This is a genomic window from Synechococcus sp. ROS8604, assembly GCF_014279655.1.
Classification (GTDB): domain Bacteria; phylum Cyanobacteriota; class Cyanobacteriia; order PCC-6307; family Cyanobiaceae; genus Synechococcus_C.
In genome coordinates this window covers 2718718-2733414 of the sequence record NZ_CP047946.1, presented here as the reverse complement: position 1 = coordinate 2733414, position 14697 = coordinate 2718718, and the positions used below count along the sequence as shown (strand labels likewise).

General features: G+C 53.1%; 8 protein-coding genes. 3 read left to right on the top strand and 5 right to left on the bottom strand.

The annotated features are described in order from the left end of the window. Positions 1 to 3 precede the first annotated feature (3 nt). The 3 genes from SynROS8604_RS14740 to SynROS8604_RS14730 are packed head-to-tail and all read right to left on the bottom strand — an operon-like array spanning position 4 to position 4501. A complete protein-coding gene (locus SynROS8604_RS14740; protein WP_186544547.1) occupies positions 4 to 897 on the bottom strand; it encodes an SWIM zinc finger family protein in 894 nt (297 codons plus the stop codon). Then, the gene (locus SynROS8604_RS14735) at positions 894 to 4088 is read right to left on the bottom strand and encodes a DEAD/DEAH box helicase (RefSeq protein ID WP_186544546.1); all 3195 of its coding nucleotides are present in this window, start codon (positions 4086 to 4088) and stop codon (positions 894 to 896) included. Before SynROS8604_RS14735 ends, SynROS8604_RS14740 begins: the two co-directional genes overlap by 4 nt. Then, a complete protein-coding gene (locus SynROS8604_RS14730) occupies positions 4085 to 4501 on the bottom strand; it encodes a hypothetical protein (RefSeq protein WP_186546049.1) in 417 nt (138 codons plus the stop codon). Before SynROS8604_RS14730 ends, SynROS8604_RS14735 begins: the two co-directional genes overlap by 4 nt. Before the next feature lie 34 nt (positions 4502 to 4535). Between SynROS8604_RS14730 and alaS the strand changes: the two genes are divergently transcribed. The 3 genes from alaS (at position 4536) to SynROS8604_RS14715 (ending at position 11828) form a co-directional block, all read left to right on the top strand. Then, positions 4536 to 7217 carry an alanine--tRNA ligase gene (alaS, locus tag SynROS8604_RS14725; protein ID WP_186544545.1) on the top strand — a complete coding sequence of 894 codons (2682 nt, stop codon included), beginning with the start codon at positions 4536 to 4538 and terminating at the stop codon, positions 7215 to 7217. Between the two features lie 167 nt (positions 7218 to 7384). Continuing rightward, positions 7385 to 8554 (top strand): efflux RND transporter periplasmic adaptor subunit, encoded by a 1170-nt coding sequence (locus SynROS8604_RS14720; protein WP_186544544.1) that lies wholly within the window; start codon positions 7385 to 7387, stop codon positions 8552 to 8554. A gap of 4 nt (positions 8555 to 8558) precedes the next feature. Next, positions 8559 to 11828, top strand: a complete 3270-nt coding sequence (locus tag SynROS8604_RS14715) for an efflux RND transporter permease subunit (RefSeq protein ID WP_186544543.1) — start codon at positions 8559 to 8561, stop codon at positions 11826 to 11828. A gap of 126 nt (positions 11829 to 11954) precedes the next feature. Here SynROS8604_RS14715 and SynROS8604_RS14710 read toward each other — a convergent pair whose 3' ends face one another. Together SynROS8604_RS14710 and speA are read right to left on the bottom strand one after the other, a co-directional pair. Further along, positions 11955 to 12617, bottom strand: a complete 663-nt coding sequence (locus SynROS8604_RS14710; protein ID WP_186544542.1) for a Coq4 family protein — start codon at positions 12615 to 12617, stop codon at positions 11955 to 11957. 123 nt (positions 12618 to 12740) lie between these two features. Further along, positions 12741 to 14675, bottom strand: a complete 1935-nt coding sequence (speA, locus tag SynROS8604_RS14705) for a biosynthetic arginine decarboxylase (RefSeq protein ID WP_186546047.1) — start codon at positions 14673 to 14675, stop codon at positions 12741 to 12743. Positions 14676 to 14697 lie beyond the last annotated feature (22 nt).

Here is a 14697-nt window from a genome sequence, read left to right as displayed (position 1 = left end):
GGCCTATTTCCCCGCTGCCATCGCCTCCAACATGGCCTGTTGCGCCATGGTTTGGCTCTGGTCGCGCAGGTGCTGCAAGAAACGGGGGCGGGCCTCCGGGAAGCGGGGCTCTTCTGCCAGAGGCAGTTCTCCCGCCGCGTCCAGTCCCGTGTCCCCTTCCATGGCTGGGGTGATCACCACCAGGTCTCCGTCGAGGCCAGCGTCATAGCGCCACCAGAGCGTTGGATCCAGAACCGCAGGATGGGGAGGATTGAGTTCGCTGCTGCTCGCGTCGAGCGCAAGCGGTTCTTCTTCTTCGTTGTTGGCGCTCTCAGCAATCGTTTGGAGTGCCTGAAGGCGATGGGCGGCCAGGTCTTCCAGCAACTTGGCTCGCGTGCGACCGCGCAGCTGGAACAGCACAAACGGATCTTCACTGAACCGTTCTCCCATCAAGAAGTAAACGGCGCTGATGTGCTTACAAGGATTGGCTTTGTCTGGACAGCTGCATTCGCTCCTCACCTCTTGAAGCTTGAACGGGAACAGACGCCGACCACTGGCAGCGAAGGCCCGTTCGATGTCGGCTGGCATGATCCCGGCCAAGAGTTGAGCGGACCAGCGGGCCTTCATCGTGAGCGCTTCGAGCACGTAGCGCCAGTCCTCATCTTTCAGAACGTCGAGCCAGAGCTTCACCTTGTAGGGGTCTTCGTCTGTGCCTTGGACGCGGGCATGCACCCGCCTGCCTTCGAAGCGAATGGAGGTCACATGACCTTCTCGCGCGTAGGCCCAGGCCCGTTCCAAGCGCTTTTTAAAGCGGTAGGAATTGATGAGCTCCATCCACTGCTCAACCCACCAGGGTTGCTGGGATAGGCCGTCGTCACTGATCGAGGTGTTAATCCCGCTTGGTGGGGTGATGCTCATGATTGGTTGTCCTCCAGGCTTACGAGCTCTTTGAGCTGTCCCATTTCAAGTCCTCCTAGCCAGTCTTCGCCGGAGCCAATGATGTCTTCCGCCAGTCTGGACTTCTCCCGAATCATGCGGTCAATTTTCTCCTCAACGGAGCCGCTGGTGATGAACTTATGCACCATCACCCGGTTCGTTTGGCCGATGCGATAGGCGCGGTCCGTGGCTTGATTCTCAACGGCGGGATTCCACCAACGGTCGATGTGAAAGACATGACTGGCGCGCGTGAGGTTGAGGCCGACACCACCAGCTTTGAGTGATAAGAGAAAAAGCTGAGGCCCGCGCGGGTCCTCCTGGAAGCGATCAACCATGGCTTGCCGTTCACTTTTGCTGGTGCTGCCGCTGAGGAAGGGAACTTCACTGCGCCAGCGACGCTGCAAATAATCCTGGAGCAACTTGCCCCATTCCGCGAACTGGGTGAAGAGCAAGGCTCGATCCCCTGCTTCAACCACCTCGTCCAGAATTTCTTCGAGACGCTGCAGCTTCACGGACCGCTTGAGGAAATCCTCGCTTGCACCCTGCTCCTTGAGGGCAAGGGCAGGGTGGTTGCAGATCTGCTTGAGCTTGGTGAGCAGCCCCAACACCTGACCATGACGTTTGCCATGCGGAGCGCGGGCAATGGCATCCAAGGTGTCTTCAACGGTTTTGGCATACAGCGACTTCTGCTCTTTGCTCAGACCCACCCATTCGCTCAATTCCACCTTCTCGGGCAGATCCGAGATGATCGATTTGTCGGTTTTCAGTCGTCTGAGGATGAACGGTCCCACCCTGGCCTTGAGGTCGCGAAGGGAGGACAGGTCTCCGTAACGCTCAATTGGCATGCGATAGCGATGCCGGAAAAATTCTTCCTCTCCCAGAACCCGTGGATTGAGGAAGTCCATCAGGGCCCAGAGCTCGCTGACGCGGTTTTCAACCGGTGTGCCAGTGAGTGCGATGCGAAAACGACTGTTCTTTTTGGGACGGGCCAGGTCACGGACGGCTTGGCTTTGTTTCGCGGAGGGGTTTTTAATCGCCTGCGCTTCATCGATCACGAGACCTTGCCAATCGTGACTTTCGAGCAGTTCACTGTCGCGTTGCAACAGGCCGTAGCTGGTGAGCACGAGATCCACATCCTTCAGCGCTTTCTTCAGTGCTGCTGGGGTGCTGGGGCGTTTTGGACCGTAGTGCTCATGCACATTGAGCTCGGGCGTGAACGCTGTTGCCTCCCGCTTCCAATTGGTGAGCACGGATGTGGGCGCAATTAAAAGCACCGAGCGCTTGAGTTCGTTTTCTGCCTTGAGGTGTTGCAGAAAGGCCAGCAGCTGGATCGTTTTGCCGAGGCCCATGTCATCGGCCAAGCAGGCGCCTTGGTCAAAGCGATGCAGGAAGGCAAGCCAGCCGAGCCCTCGCTCTTGGTAGGGCCTGAGTTGACCTGAAAATCCTTCGGGGGCGGGGAGAGGGTCTGGTGCCTTCTGCTGGTGGTATTGCTCCAGCACGGCTTGCAGCCGCGGACCAGCATCAAATTGATGCACCGGCAGGCGCATCATCGTGTCGCCTTCGGTGGCAGTAAGCCGAAGCGCGTCGTCGAGGCTCAGGTCTGGATTGGCGGCGCAAAAGCGCTCCGCATTTTTGAGGTCATTGGGGCGTAGTTCGATCCAAGCGCCTTTGTGACGCACCAGAGGGCTGCGCTTTCCCGCCAGTCGCTCAAGTTCTCGCAAGGTCAGCGTCACCCCGCCGATCATCAGCTCCCAGCTCCAGTCGAGGTTTTCACCGAGCGTGAAGCCTCGCGAGCGCTCGGAGAGCTCTGCCTTGATGGCGAGGCCAAGCCGGCTGGCCAGCCCTCCAGAAAGGCTTGGTGGTAGGTCAACGCCTACGCCCACATCCCGTAGCTGTCTGGCTGCTGTGCGCACCAAAACAAAGGCTTCAGCTGGTGTGAGCTGCATGCTCTCGGGTGTGGCGCTGTCCAGCCCGCGTTCGATCGGCTGGAACACGGTCAGGGCTCGGCCCATGCCCTCGAGCAAGACCTCGCTGGGCTGATCCACCTTGATTTCCCCGAGTTGGAGGCCGCTGGGGCCTGCCGCCCAGGCTGCTCCCGCGGGCAGCTTGAGGGTTGGATCTGCTTCCGCTTGCAGGAAGAAGCGCAGTGGCCACAGGTCCTCATCGTCTGCTGGTGTTGCCAGTTCCAAGCAGGCGCGGGCCGCTGCCACATTTCCAGCAACCCCTTCACGCCAGTGATGACTGGCGGTGGCTAGGCGCTCGGTGTCTTCATCGCTGAGTTGGAGCTCACCTGTCTCCGAGCTCAAGGCCTCCTCCCAGGCGCGTAGCAGGGGATCCAAGCCTTCATGGTTAGGGGTGAAGCCTTTGCGCAGTTGCGCATCCATCAGATCGGCCAACAGCGTGGCGACCCGTAGTCGTCCGCTGCGAGGCCGGCAGCAAGCCACTGGATTCGCGGCGCGCATGGCTTCTGGTCTGAGCCTGGTGATCCGGTTGCTGCGTTTGCCGGTGGGTTCTCGCCAAGGCAGGGCACAGGTGGCAACGAGAGGAAGCCCTGAGGCCAGGTCCTCAAGACGGCGCCGGTCTTCTTCCCGATTCAGGAGCGGTACCCAGCGGGCGCGATGGGGATAGCCCTCACCCTTGCTTAGCTCGACTTGCGGGAGCCAGCGACTTCGTGCGACGAGGCTGAGGGACCATCGCTGCATGTGACTCCACCAGCGCAACTCATCAGCTAAGTCAGGATGTCGTCCTGAAAGAGGAAGTTTGGAGAGCCAGGCGGTAGCTGCCATTGGTTCAATGGCGAGGCCCTGTACCTGCCAAGGCCACCACTCTGTTTGTTTGGGGATCGGCTCTCCAGCTTGTAAGGGAAGGCCTGTCCAGCCCGGTTCTTGAGTGCTGCTGGTTGCTGTGCCACGTTTCTTTCGGGGCTTCACGCTGCGGCTCGGCAGAGTGAGGCATGCCATGGCGTCAATAATGCCGTCGGGCAAGAGATCCCGTTCCGTCAGCAAGGCCCTGAGATCATCTGGGCTGAGGGTGAAGGGGTGAAGGGCGGGGGTTGTACTTGGGCCTGCGGGTTCGGCAACGCGCCACGTGTCAGCCCACACTAAAAGGGCAGCTCGTCCAGAGCTGGTCGGAGTACGAATGGCTGGGAGCCAGGTGGCGTGCAGCAGGCTCATGGCCGCGACGCAGAAAACATGCGTTGGGTTCCGTAAACCACGAGTGCACTGCCGATCAACGGCAACCACCCAATGAGGAGATCCAATCCCAATACTGCCAGGGCATCGGCCCCTGCCAAGGGGGAAGGTAACGACATTCCCAGGCTTCGTAACCCACAGACCGCTCCAACGAGGCCAGCGCGCAGGTGAGAGTCGTTGGAGTCAACGCGCTCGAGATGAAAGGCCAGAAGGCCATAAAACAATCCGCAGCCACCGGATCGCACGGCTATTTCAAGCCCAAAGGGGAGGCTGCAAAGGCCTGCTGTTAGGCCAGCAAGACAGGCCCAGCCAATGGAGAGGCGGCGCAGGCGATCGCGGCTGTCGGTGGAAGGAGACGGTGCGACGACGGGGCGCGGCGGCTCAGGGGCGATCATGGCCGTTCGATCTGTTGTTGACGCGGAATCCGCCATGGCTGTTGCACGTTCGTCGCGATCCGCTGCTGCCACCCCCCGCACCGGTGCGGAGATTCGGGCGGCATTCCTGAGCTTCTATGAGGAGCGGGGCCACAAGGTGATGGCAAGCGCCTCCCTGATTCCAGAAGATCCAACGGTGTTGCTCACCATTGCGGGGATGTTGCCGTTTAAGCCGGTCTTCCTCGGGCAGCAGAAGCGGCCAGCGCCGCGGGCCACAAGTAGTCAAAAGTGCATTCGCACCAACGACATCGAGAACGTGGGCCGTACGGCGCGGCATCACACGTTTTTTGAGATGCTCGGCAACTTTTCGTTTGGCGATTATTTCAAGCAGCAGGCGATTGAGTGGGCCTGGGAGCTGAGTACGGATGTCTTTGGTATCGACACGAAGCATCTGGTGGTAAGTGTCTTCCGTGAAGACGAGGAGGCGGAACAGATTTGGCGTGATGTGGTGGGGGTGAACCCCAAGCGGATCATCCGCATGGACGAAGCCGACAATTTTTGGGCATCTGGCCCGACCGGGCCCTGTGGCCCCTGCTCCGAGATGTACTACGACTTCAAGCCCGAACGCGGTGATGAAGGAATCGATCTCGAGGACGATGACCGCTTCATCGAGTTTTACAACTTGGTGTTCATGCAATACAACCGCGATGCTGAGGGCACCCTCACGCCGCTCGCGAATCGAAACATCGACACCGGTCTGGGCCTGGAGCGGATGGCTCAGATCCTGCAGAAGGTTCCTAATAACTACGAAACAGACCTGATTTTTCCGCTGATTCAAGCGGCGGCTGATCTTGCTGGGATTGACTATCACCAGCTCGACGATGCAAAACAAACGTCTCTCAAGGTGATTGGTGATCACAGCCGTGCTGTGACGCAGCTGATTTGTGATGGCGTCACGGCGAGCAACCTGGGCCGCGGCTATATCCTGCGCCGTCTCTTGCGCCGGGTGGTGAGGCACGGCCGTTTGCTGGGCATTCACAAGCCTTTTCTTGTCACGATGGGAGAAGCTTCGATTGCCCTTCTCCAGGACGCTCATCCCTCGGTGCTTGAGCGCCAGGACGTGATCTTGGCCGAGCTTCAGAGGGAGGAGTCGCGCTTTTTGGAAACCCTGGAGCGTGGGGAGAAGCTGCTGGCAGATGTTCTGGAGAGCAAGCCCAAACAGATCAGTGGTGCCCAAGCCTTTGAGCTCTACGACACCTATGGCTTCCCTCTGGAGCTCACCCAGGAAATTGCCGAAGAGCAAGGCCTCGATGTTGATCTAGCTGGATTCGAGCAGGCGATGGAGCAACAGCGTCAGCGGGCGAAGGCCGCGGCAGTCAGTATCGATCTCACGCTCCAGGATGCGATCGATCAAGTGGCGGCTGATCTCAATGCCACAGCATTTGAGGGGTATGAACTGCTAACGCCGACCAACAGCAGCGTGCAGGCCTTATTGGTTAATGGCGAAGCCGCTACATCCGCCTCGGATGGTGATGCGGTGCAGGTGGTGTTGGACCGCACCCCTTTTTATGGAGAAGGTGGTGGTCAGGTGGGTGATCGCGGTCTTTTGGTGAGTGATGGACGGGATGGCAACGGCTTGATCGTCGTGATTGAGGGCGTTAGCCGCAACCGTGGGGTGTTCGTCCACAGCGGCAGGGTTCAGCGTGGCCGCCTCGAGGTTGGTGATCTGGTGCATGGTCAAGTGGACCGCGCCTGCCGCCGTCGCGCCCAGGCGAATCACACAGCGACACATCTGCTGCAAGCAGCCTTGAAGCAGGTGGTGGATCCGGGAATAGGGCAGGCCGGATCGCTCGTTGATTTTGAGCGACTGCGTTTTGATTTCCACTGCTCAAGGGCCGTGAAACCTGGCGAACTTGAGCAGATCGAGACCTTGATCAATGGCTGGATCAGCGATGCGCACAGTCTTGAAGTTAATGAGATGGCGATTGATCAGGCGAAGGCTGCTGGTGCCGTGGCGATGTTTGGCGAAAAATATGCCGATGTGGTTCGCGTGGTTGATGTTCCCGGCGTGTCGATGGAGCTTTGTGGTGGCACCCATGTGAGCAACACGGCCGAGATTGGTTTGTTCAAGATCGTGAGCGAGAGCGGTGTTGCTGCTGGGATCCGCAGGATTGAAGCGGTGGCCGGTGCGTCCGTGTTGGCCTATCTCAATGAGCGTGAGGCCGTGGTGAAGCAGCTTGGTGACCGCTTCAAGGCGCAGCCTGGCGAGATTGTTGAGCGCGTTGTGGCGTTGCAAGAGGAACTGAAGAGCAGCCAAAAGGCGTTGACTGCGGCCCGGGCTGAATTAGCTGTCGCGAAGTCGGCGGCCATGGCTACCCAAGCTGTAGCGGTTGGTGACTATCAGCTGTTGGTGGCTCGCCTTGATGGTGTGGATGGTGATGGATTGCAAGGCGCCGCTTTGGGATTGCTGGATCAGTTGGGCGATGCCTCGGCTGTTGTGTTGGGAGGTTTGCCTGATCCGAGCGATCAAGGGAAGGTGATTTTGGTGGCAGCTTTTGGGAAGGTGGTGATTGCTAGTGGCCAGCAAGCTGGCAAATTCATTGGTGCGATCGCCAAGCTTTGCGGTGGTGGTGGTGGTGGCCGTCCGAACCTGGCTCAGGCTGGAGGCCGTGACGGGGCGGCTTTGGACGCCGCACTCAATACGGCGCGTGCTGAATTGAAGAAGACTTTGGGATGAATCCGGCGTTGCTGGATTGAAAACAAGGAAACATTTACCTGTTGCATCCAAGACAGATCAGCAAAGCGCTTGACACCCTCAGGCACTCTGCAGGGGTCGCTTTCTCAGCCATTACTAAGGCAACTTTCAGGTGAGCGCCCTATAGTTTTGCGAGCATTTGCTATGTGATGATTTTGCGGCTTCAATCGCTAAGACAAGCTTGCAACAAAAAATATCCTTTGCGCCTACTTTGTCTTTCATTTAGTTTTTTGGTTGTTGGTTGTAGCTCTCAATCAAAAGCACCTCAGCCCTTGCCTCTTTATGCGGATACGATCGTTGAAAATAATTTTAGACAGGTGGTGAATGCTGAAGGAGTGATAGGAAATATCAATGCAGTTCCTTTTAAGCCATCGCAAAGTGGTATCGTTACTCAAGTTTTAGTCGATGCTGGTCAAAAGGTTCGAAAGGGTCAGGTTTTGCTTGTTTTAGAGCATCAGCAAGAATCTGCCGCTCTAGATACTGCGAGAGCCAAAGCTCAGGAGGCAAAGATTGAAGCTTCTAGATATCAATCTTTGGCTGCTGTGGGAGCAGCTTCCCGAGAAGATGCAGAACAGAAAAAGATTGGTGCAATAGCTCAAGCCAATGATTATATCGACAAACAAGTTCAATTGAGCTATCGATACATCAAAGCACCTTTTGATGGCGTAGTTGGATCAGATTTTATCGTTAATGTTGGCACCTATGTTAAAGAGGGGGACACTATTTTCTATCTTGTTAATAACGACGAGCTTCGTGTCCAAATGAACGTTCCGGCAGTCCAATCAAAAGCAATTGCTTTGGGTCAATCAGTTCGTATCTATAGAGATCGAGCCGATAAGCCTATTGCTGAGGGGCAAATTAATTATGTCGCCCCATTTTTTGATGTTAATTCTGAAGGTAATTCTTCAAGTCCAGCAAATACATTGACTGTTCAAGCCTCATTCCCAAATGTACAGGTTGGTCTAAAGCCTCTTGAGTTATTGCAAGCAGAAATCCAAACAGGTGTCCGCAATCTGCCGGCCATACCCACAGGTGCAATCTCAATGAAAGCACAGCAACCCTTTGTATTTAAGCTGATTCCTGTTAAGACCTATCTTGGTTTAAATCAGCTAGATGAACAACAAAGTAAACCGCTGAAAGCATTGCCTCCTAATTCTTTAATTGCGGTTGAATCACCTGTTGCTTTAGGCGAGCTTCAGGATAACCAATTCCCTGTCCTAAAAGGATTAGTGGCTGGCGACAAGGTCGCAATTAGTCAGACAAAAGTATTGAGTAGTGGAATGCCAGTCAAAATTCTCCCAAATCTCCCAGCAAAATAATCTGATGTCATTTGCCGATCCCTTTATAAAAAGACCCGTTCTTACGAGTGTTTGTAGTATTGCAATTTTTATTGCTGGACTAGTCGTTTCTCAAACGCTGCCAATTGAATTTGTTCCTGATGTTGCGCCATCCCAGATACGAATTTCTGCTACTTATCCTGGTGGAAATGCCAGCATTGTTGAAAAATCAGTCACTGATCAGTTAGAGGATTTGCTCTCCGATACGCCTGGTGTAGATTACTTAATATCTAGTTCAACAGCAGACTCTAGCACCATACAGATGTATTTGGCGCCAGAAACCTCTGCTGATACGGCAATGTTGGATGCGCAAAATCGCATTCAAAAAGGGATCCAAAACTTGCCACAAGTCACACAAGATATGGGTGTGAGTGTTAGCCAGTCTACTGATACTACGCTCAGTGGCTATATGATCACATCTGATCAAGGTCAATATAATTCAGCATATCTTGCAACCTTGATCGAGGATACTCTGAAAAAGCAGATTCAGCTCATTAATGGTGTAGGTACAGTTACTATTTATCCCACAGATTCCCGATTTCAGGTGTTTTTAGACCCTGATTTGCTTAAAGCCTATGATTTAACAATTGAGGAAGTTGCTCAACAAATACGATCACAAAATTCCCCATCATCAGCCGGTAATGTCGGAGCACCTTTTATTACTGATAATGCCTCCTACTCTTATCCAGTACTGGTTAAAGATGGTGGATATATTCAGACAGTAGAGCAATTTGAAAATCTTGCAGTGAGAACAGCACCCTCTGGAGCACTGATTCGAGTGAAGGATATCGGTAACGTTGAATATATTTCAAACCCAGCCTCTTCTTTGAAGACTCTTGATGGTTATCCTGCAAGCTTTATAGTTATTAATCAAAAATCAGGCAGTAATGCGGTCCAGGTTGCGAGAGAAATAGAAAAAGTTATCAACGACTTTAAAAAATTAGCCCCCCCTGGTATACGGGTTGTGCAGATGACAGATAGAAAGTCTTTTATTTTGGATTCTATTGAAAATGTAACAGATGCTCTTGGGTTGGCCGTTGTCTTGGTGTTAGTTACTCTTGTGTTGTTTTTAAAAAAGTGGCGAACAGTATTGATCCCTGCCTTGGCTATTCCAGTGGCAATCGTTGGTACTTTTTTGTTTTTAGGCTTATTTGATTTTACTCTAAATTTTCTTACTCTTACTGGACTTGTTCTTGCCACCGGTTTAGTGGTTGATGATGCAATTCTGGTGGTTGAGTCTGTGTCCAAAAATATGGAAGCAGGCATGCCACCAAAACGAGCTGCATTCTCCACGATGAATGAGCTCTCAGGTGCTGTGGTCTCTACCTCTCTGGTCTTGATCACTTTGTTTGTCCCAGTCACTTTGATAGCTTCCTCTGTAGGAAAGATTTATCAGCAGTTTGCCGTTACAATTATTTTTGCGATTGCAATATCTACATTTAATGCTTTAACGTTTTCGCCAATGATGGCGGGTTTGATACTGCTTCCTGGTGACCAAAAAACTGCATCTAAATGGGTGACTGGAATAGGGGGATTAATAGTAGGTGCTCTATTTGGCATGTTCACTCGTGCAAACTTCGGTGATTTGATTGTCCCAATTGCGATTGCTTTTTTTGGTGTTGCAGGATTCTATCTAAACAAAGTGTTCCAGGCTTTTGAGTCTGTATACGCCGCTATTGAAAAAAGATTTGCGGTTCTTGTGGAGTATTTGATCCATAAGCATCGTGTTGTGACTGCCTGCTTGGTTCCAGCTTTCATGCTTACGTTCTTCTTATTTAAATCAACGCCTTCAGGTTTGATTCCTCAAGAAGATATGAATACTTTGCTTGGTACAATGCAGTTAGCCTCAGGTGCGTCCCTCCCAGCAACGGCCAAGGTTGCTGCGCAAGCATCTTCTATTCTGAAAAAAGAGCAGCAATCGAAAGACTCTGCCATTAAAGATGCAATTGTCATTGCAGGTGCTGGAAGCCCGGAAAGCATGTTTGTTTATGCCTCTCTTAAGCCCCTTGAGGATCGTCCTAAGAAATCACAAGGTGCAGATGCGCAGCAGCTATCTCTCGCTGCAAAATTATTCACTCTACCAACTTCTTTCCCTCCTACATTTTTTCAGGAGCCAATGATTAATGTTGCGCAGAATTCTTCTATCATTATGTTGCTTGTAGATAAGAGTAATGGGACGTACACATTTGAGGAGTTGAATGAATTTGCACAGCGCTTCAGAGGACCGGCTCAAAGAGACCCGTCAATTGCGAGTATTAATACAACCTTTTCCCCTGATTCTCCTGCATATGAAATAACAATTAATCGTTCTAAGCTTTCTTCTCTAGGTGTTGATTTTGATAAGGCGATGAATACACTCTCTGAGCTTGCTGGGGGTTCCAGAGTGAATCAGACATCAATTCCTGGCGGCCTCAGGGATGTTCGAATGATTAGTGATTCAAGAGGGAGGAATGAAATTGATGACCTTTTGAATTACTCTGTTCAGTCAGAGAAGACTGGTGATATGGTTAAAGTAAGACAATTTGCTGATGTTGAATTAATCAGTACTCCTCCATCTATTGATCATTTTAGTTTTAATCGGTCGGTTAAATTTTCGATTCAGGCTGCTCCTGGATTCTCGCAGGGGCAAGTGATTGATCGCCTCGAAGCAATCTTTGCTGAGAATAATTTCAAGGATCTTGGTGTTGAGTTTGATGGTCTCGCGCGTACTCAGGTTCAATCCGGTAGTCAGATTTTGATATTATTCGCTTTGGCTGGATTGGCGGTGTTTTTGATTCTTTCGGCAACATATGAAAGCTATATTACGTCTACTACAATTTTATTGACTGTTCCTCTTGCCATATTGGGAAGTCTGCTTTTTGTTAAAATGAGGTCTATGGATATTAATGTATTTTCTCAGGTGGGCTTGCTCATGCTGATTGGCCTTGCTGCAAAGAATGCCATTCTTGTTGTAGAATTTGCTGATCAGGGTATGGCTAATGGCTTGGAGGCGGCTCAAGCAGCTCTCGAAGCTGCAAAATCTAGATTACGCCCGATTCTAATGACATCCATTGCTTCTTTGGCAGGTTTCTTGCCCCTCGTGGTTGCAAGGAATGCAGGAGCAAATGCTCAGCAGTCGATTGGCACGGTTGTGTTCGGCGGCCTTCTCGTGGGAACCATTCTTTCTTTAGGTGTGGTCCCCTCTGTTTATGTTTTCATCAAGAATTTGGAAGCGCGTTGGTTTAAACCGGATCGAACGATCCGTCCGGACGTGTGAGATCGATCTGATTGTTGATACGTGGTAATTCCTCGCTCTCATCAATCATTGAGCGTGAACTTCATCATTGACTCATAAGCAAGACAGACCAAAGTTAACAAGTTGAATACAGTTGTTTCTCACGGTTCATGCGTGGTTGTCTACGGGTAATTTCAGCTCTTCACGCCAGTCGTTGAGTGGACGTTCCCAGCCCTCCTCCAGCTTGCGGCCGATCACCAGATCTGCATTCAGGCCCATCTGAAATCCGTGGGCCAGTGCGCGGAGTAGTGGCTCAAGTGGTTCATCGTTTTGAAGGCTGCTGAGCATCGCCCCAAAAATGAGCATCACCGCCACTGGGGATCGATTCTGAGCGAGGTTGAAGCCCTGAAGGCCTATTTCACTATCACCATCAAGGCCAAAACCGGTCAGTACATGAACGATGTCGTGGGTTTCCCTGACCCTGTGAACAACGAATTCATTGGCATTGGTGACTGGTGTTGGATCGATCAAGGTGTCGGGAGTGATGCCTTGGCTGATGAGTTGATCGGCATAGCAACGTCCGAGGCTGCCCTCCGGCAGGGTTTGTAGATTTTGCAGATCAATTCGGTCCGGTCTCCACTCTTCATCAACAAGGGCTTTGAAGTGTCTGTCAGAGAGAAGGTGGCGAAGGGCTTGTTCCCCAAGAGGACCGTCTTTAACACTGTCTGCTACAGCAAAAACGCTGTCTAAGGACCCTGGGGTTTTAAGAAAGCTGGCTAAAGCGGCCACCATTTTCAAATTTTGCAGACGCTCGCGCAATTTGAGGTGCATTTCAAATGTGTGGATGATCCAGTTTGCCTAGCCAGTCTCTCTTTGACGATGGCCTCAGGGAATGTGATCGAAGCGAAATGCGATGAAACATCTGCACATTGATGGAATGGAGTGCGGATTGATTTAGCTTTGTAAATAGGTGCTCTGGCGCAGACTGATTTCCAGGTGATCCATCAATCGTCTGGATTCATGGATGCGTAATGTGCCGCTGCTGATTGCTTTCTCACTGGCCATCCGCAGTCGTTCGAGGAGTTGAACTGGGTCATGTTCCATCATTTCCAGCACGTCGGCGTTGGTGTCGCCACGCACGACATGATCGACTTGGTAGTCGCCTCCTGGGGCTAGCCGAATGTGAGCGGCATCAGTGCTGCCGAACAAGTTGTGCAGGTTGCCCATCACCTCTTGATAGGCACCACCGAGAAACATTCCGATCAGATAGGGCTCACTTGGCTTTAGGGGATGAAGCTCGAGCAGGGGTTTGTTTTGGCCGTCGTTGATGAAACGGTTCAGCTTGCCATCGGAATCGCAGGTTAAATCGGCGAAATGCCCGAGCCGTGTGGGTTGTTCGTTGAGACGATGCAGAGGCATCAGTGGGAAGAGTTGCTGGATGGCCCAGGTGTCTGGTGCGGAGCGGAAGATCGAAAGATTGGCGTAATAGGTTTCCGCTAAGACAGCCGGAAGGGTTTTGAGGTCGTCGGGCAGTTTGGCTTGATCGGACAGGCGGTCGAGCAAGGCCCTGGCGCATGCCCAGGTGAGTTGTTCCGCCATGCTGCGCTCTTTCAAACTCAAGTAGCCGAGCCGGAAGGCGGCCAAGGCATCCTCTTTGAATTTGAGAGCATCGTTCCAGGCTTCCTGCAGGCGAGATGGGTCAACAGGAGTTTCGGTGGGTAAGGCTTGGATGCCTTGAAAGGTTTCACGCAGATTGCGAACGATCAGGGGTTCATTCTCTTCAACCGGCGGTACCGGTTGCTGCAGCCCACCGCTACCCAGAACGTTGAACACCAGCACTGAGAAATGGCTCGCAATCGCTCGACCGCTTTCGCTGACGAGCGTTGGTACGGGAACATTGTTGGGTTCGCACCCCTCTTTCACCGTTGCGACAACGTCGTTGGCGTAGTTCTGCAGGGAATAGTTTGTTGAGGCTGCCGTGGCGGTGCGACTGCCGTCGTAGTCGATTCCGAGACCACCGCCTACATCCAAGTAGCCCATCGGGCCTCCAAGGGCATGAAGCTCCACATACAGACGAGAGGCCTCCTGCAATGCATCTTTTACTACGGCGATGTCGTTGATTTGGCTGCCGACATGGAAATGCAGAAGGCGCAGCTCGCTGAGCAGGTTGGCGTCGCGCAGGGCCTCAACGGCGCTGATGATTTCGGGAGCGGGTAGCCCAAATTTTGCCTTGTCTCCCACGGAGCTACCCCAACGTCCGGTGCTTCGGCTGGAGAGACGCGCACGAATGCCGATCAGCGGTGCGGCTCCCAGCTCCTGGCTGGCATCGATGATGCGCTGCACTTCGTCGGGTTGTTCGATCACCACAACGGGCCTTCGGCCGAGCCTTCTGGCCAAAATGGCCGTTTCGATGTAGCGCTGATCTTTGTAGCCGTTGCAGATCAGAAGGGCTTCAGGATCGTCCATCAAAGAGAGAGCGATCAGGAGTTCGGCTTTGCTGCCTGCCTCTAAACCGAAATGCCAGCGCCTCCCGCAGGTCACCAGCTCTTCCACCACGTGACGCTGTTGGTTGCACTTCACGGGGAAGACGCCTTGGTAGCGGCCCTCGTAGTCGTAGCGAGTAACCGCCCGTTCAAATGCAGCGTGCAGGCGTTCCAGCCTGTCTTCAAGGATGTCGTCGAAGCGGATCAGGAGGGGGAGTCCAAGGCTGCGGTCCTGCAGGCCAGCTACCAGCTCCATCAGATCAAGGCTTCCGCCACGGTCTCCGCGTGGCTGCACACTGACATGTCCACGTGGGTTGATCGAGAAATAAGGATCACCCCAGCGCTCCAGCCCATAAAGCTGGGCGCTATCGCTCCCCGTCCAGGTGATGGAATCGGCGAGCACCATGGGAACGGAGATCAATCAGATG

Coding starts and splice junctions, on each gene's coding strand:
- SynROS8604_RS14715 (WP_186544543.1), top strand. CDS start 8,559: ATGTCATTTGCCGATCCCTTTATAAAAAGACCCGTTCTTACGAGTGTT.
- SynROS8604_RS14730 (WP_186546049.1), bottom strand. CDS start 4,501: ATGATCGCCCCTGAGCCGCCGCGCCCCGTCGTCGCACCGTCTCCTTCC.
- SynROS8604_RS14735 (WP_186544546.1), bottom strand. CDS start 4,088: ATGAGCCTGCTGCACGCCACCTGGCTCCCAGCCATTCGTACTCCGACC.
- SynROS8604_RS14710 (WP_186544542.1), bottom strand. CDS start 12,617: ATGCACCTCAAATTGCGCGAGCGTCTGCAAAATTTGAAAATGGTGGCC.
- SynROS8604_RS14720 (WP_186544544.1), top strand. CDS start 7,385: ATGATTTTGCGGCTTCAATCGCTAAGACAAGCTTGCAACAAAAAATAT.
- speA (WP_186546047.1), bottom strand. CDS start 14,675: ATGGTGCTCGCCGATTCCATCACCTGGACGGGGAGCGATAGCGCCCAG.
- SynROS8604_RS14740 (WP_186544547.1), bottom strand. CDS start 897: ATGAGCATCACCCCACCAAGCGGGATTAACACCTCGATCAGTGACGAC.
- alaS (WP_186544545.1), top strand. CDS start 4,536: ATGGCTGTTGCACGTTCGTCGCGATCCGCTGCTGCCACCCCCCGCACC.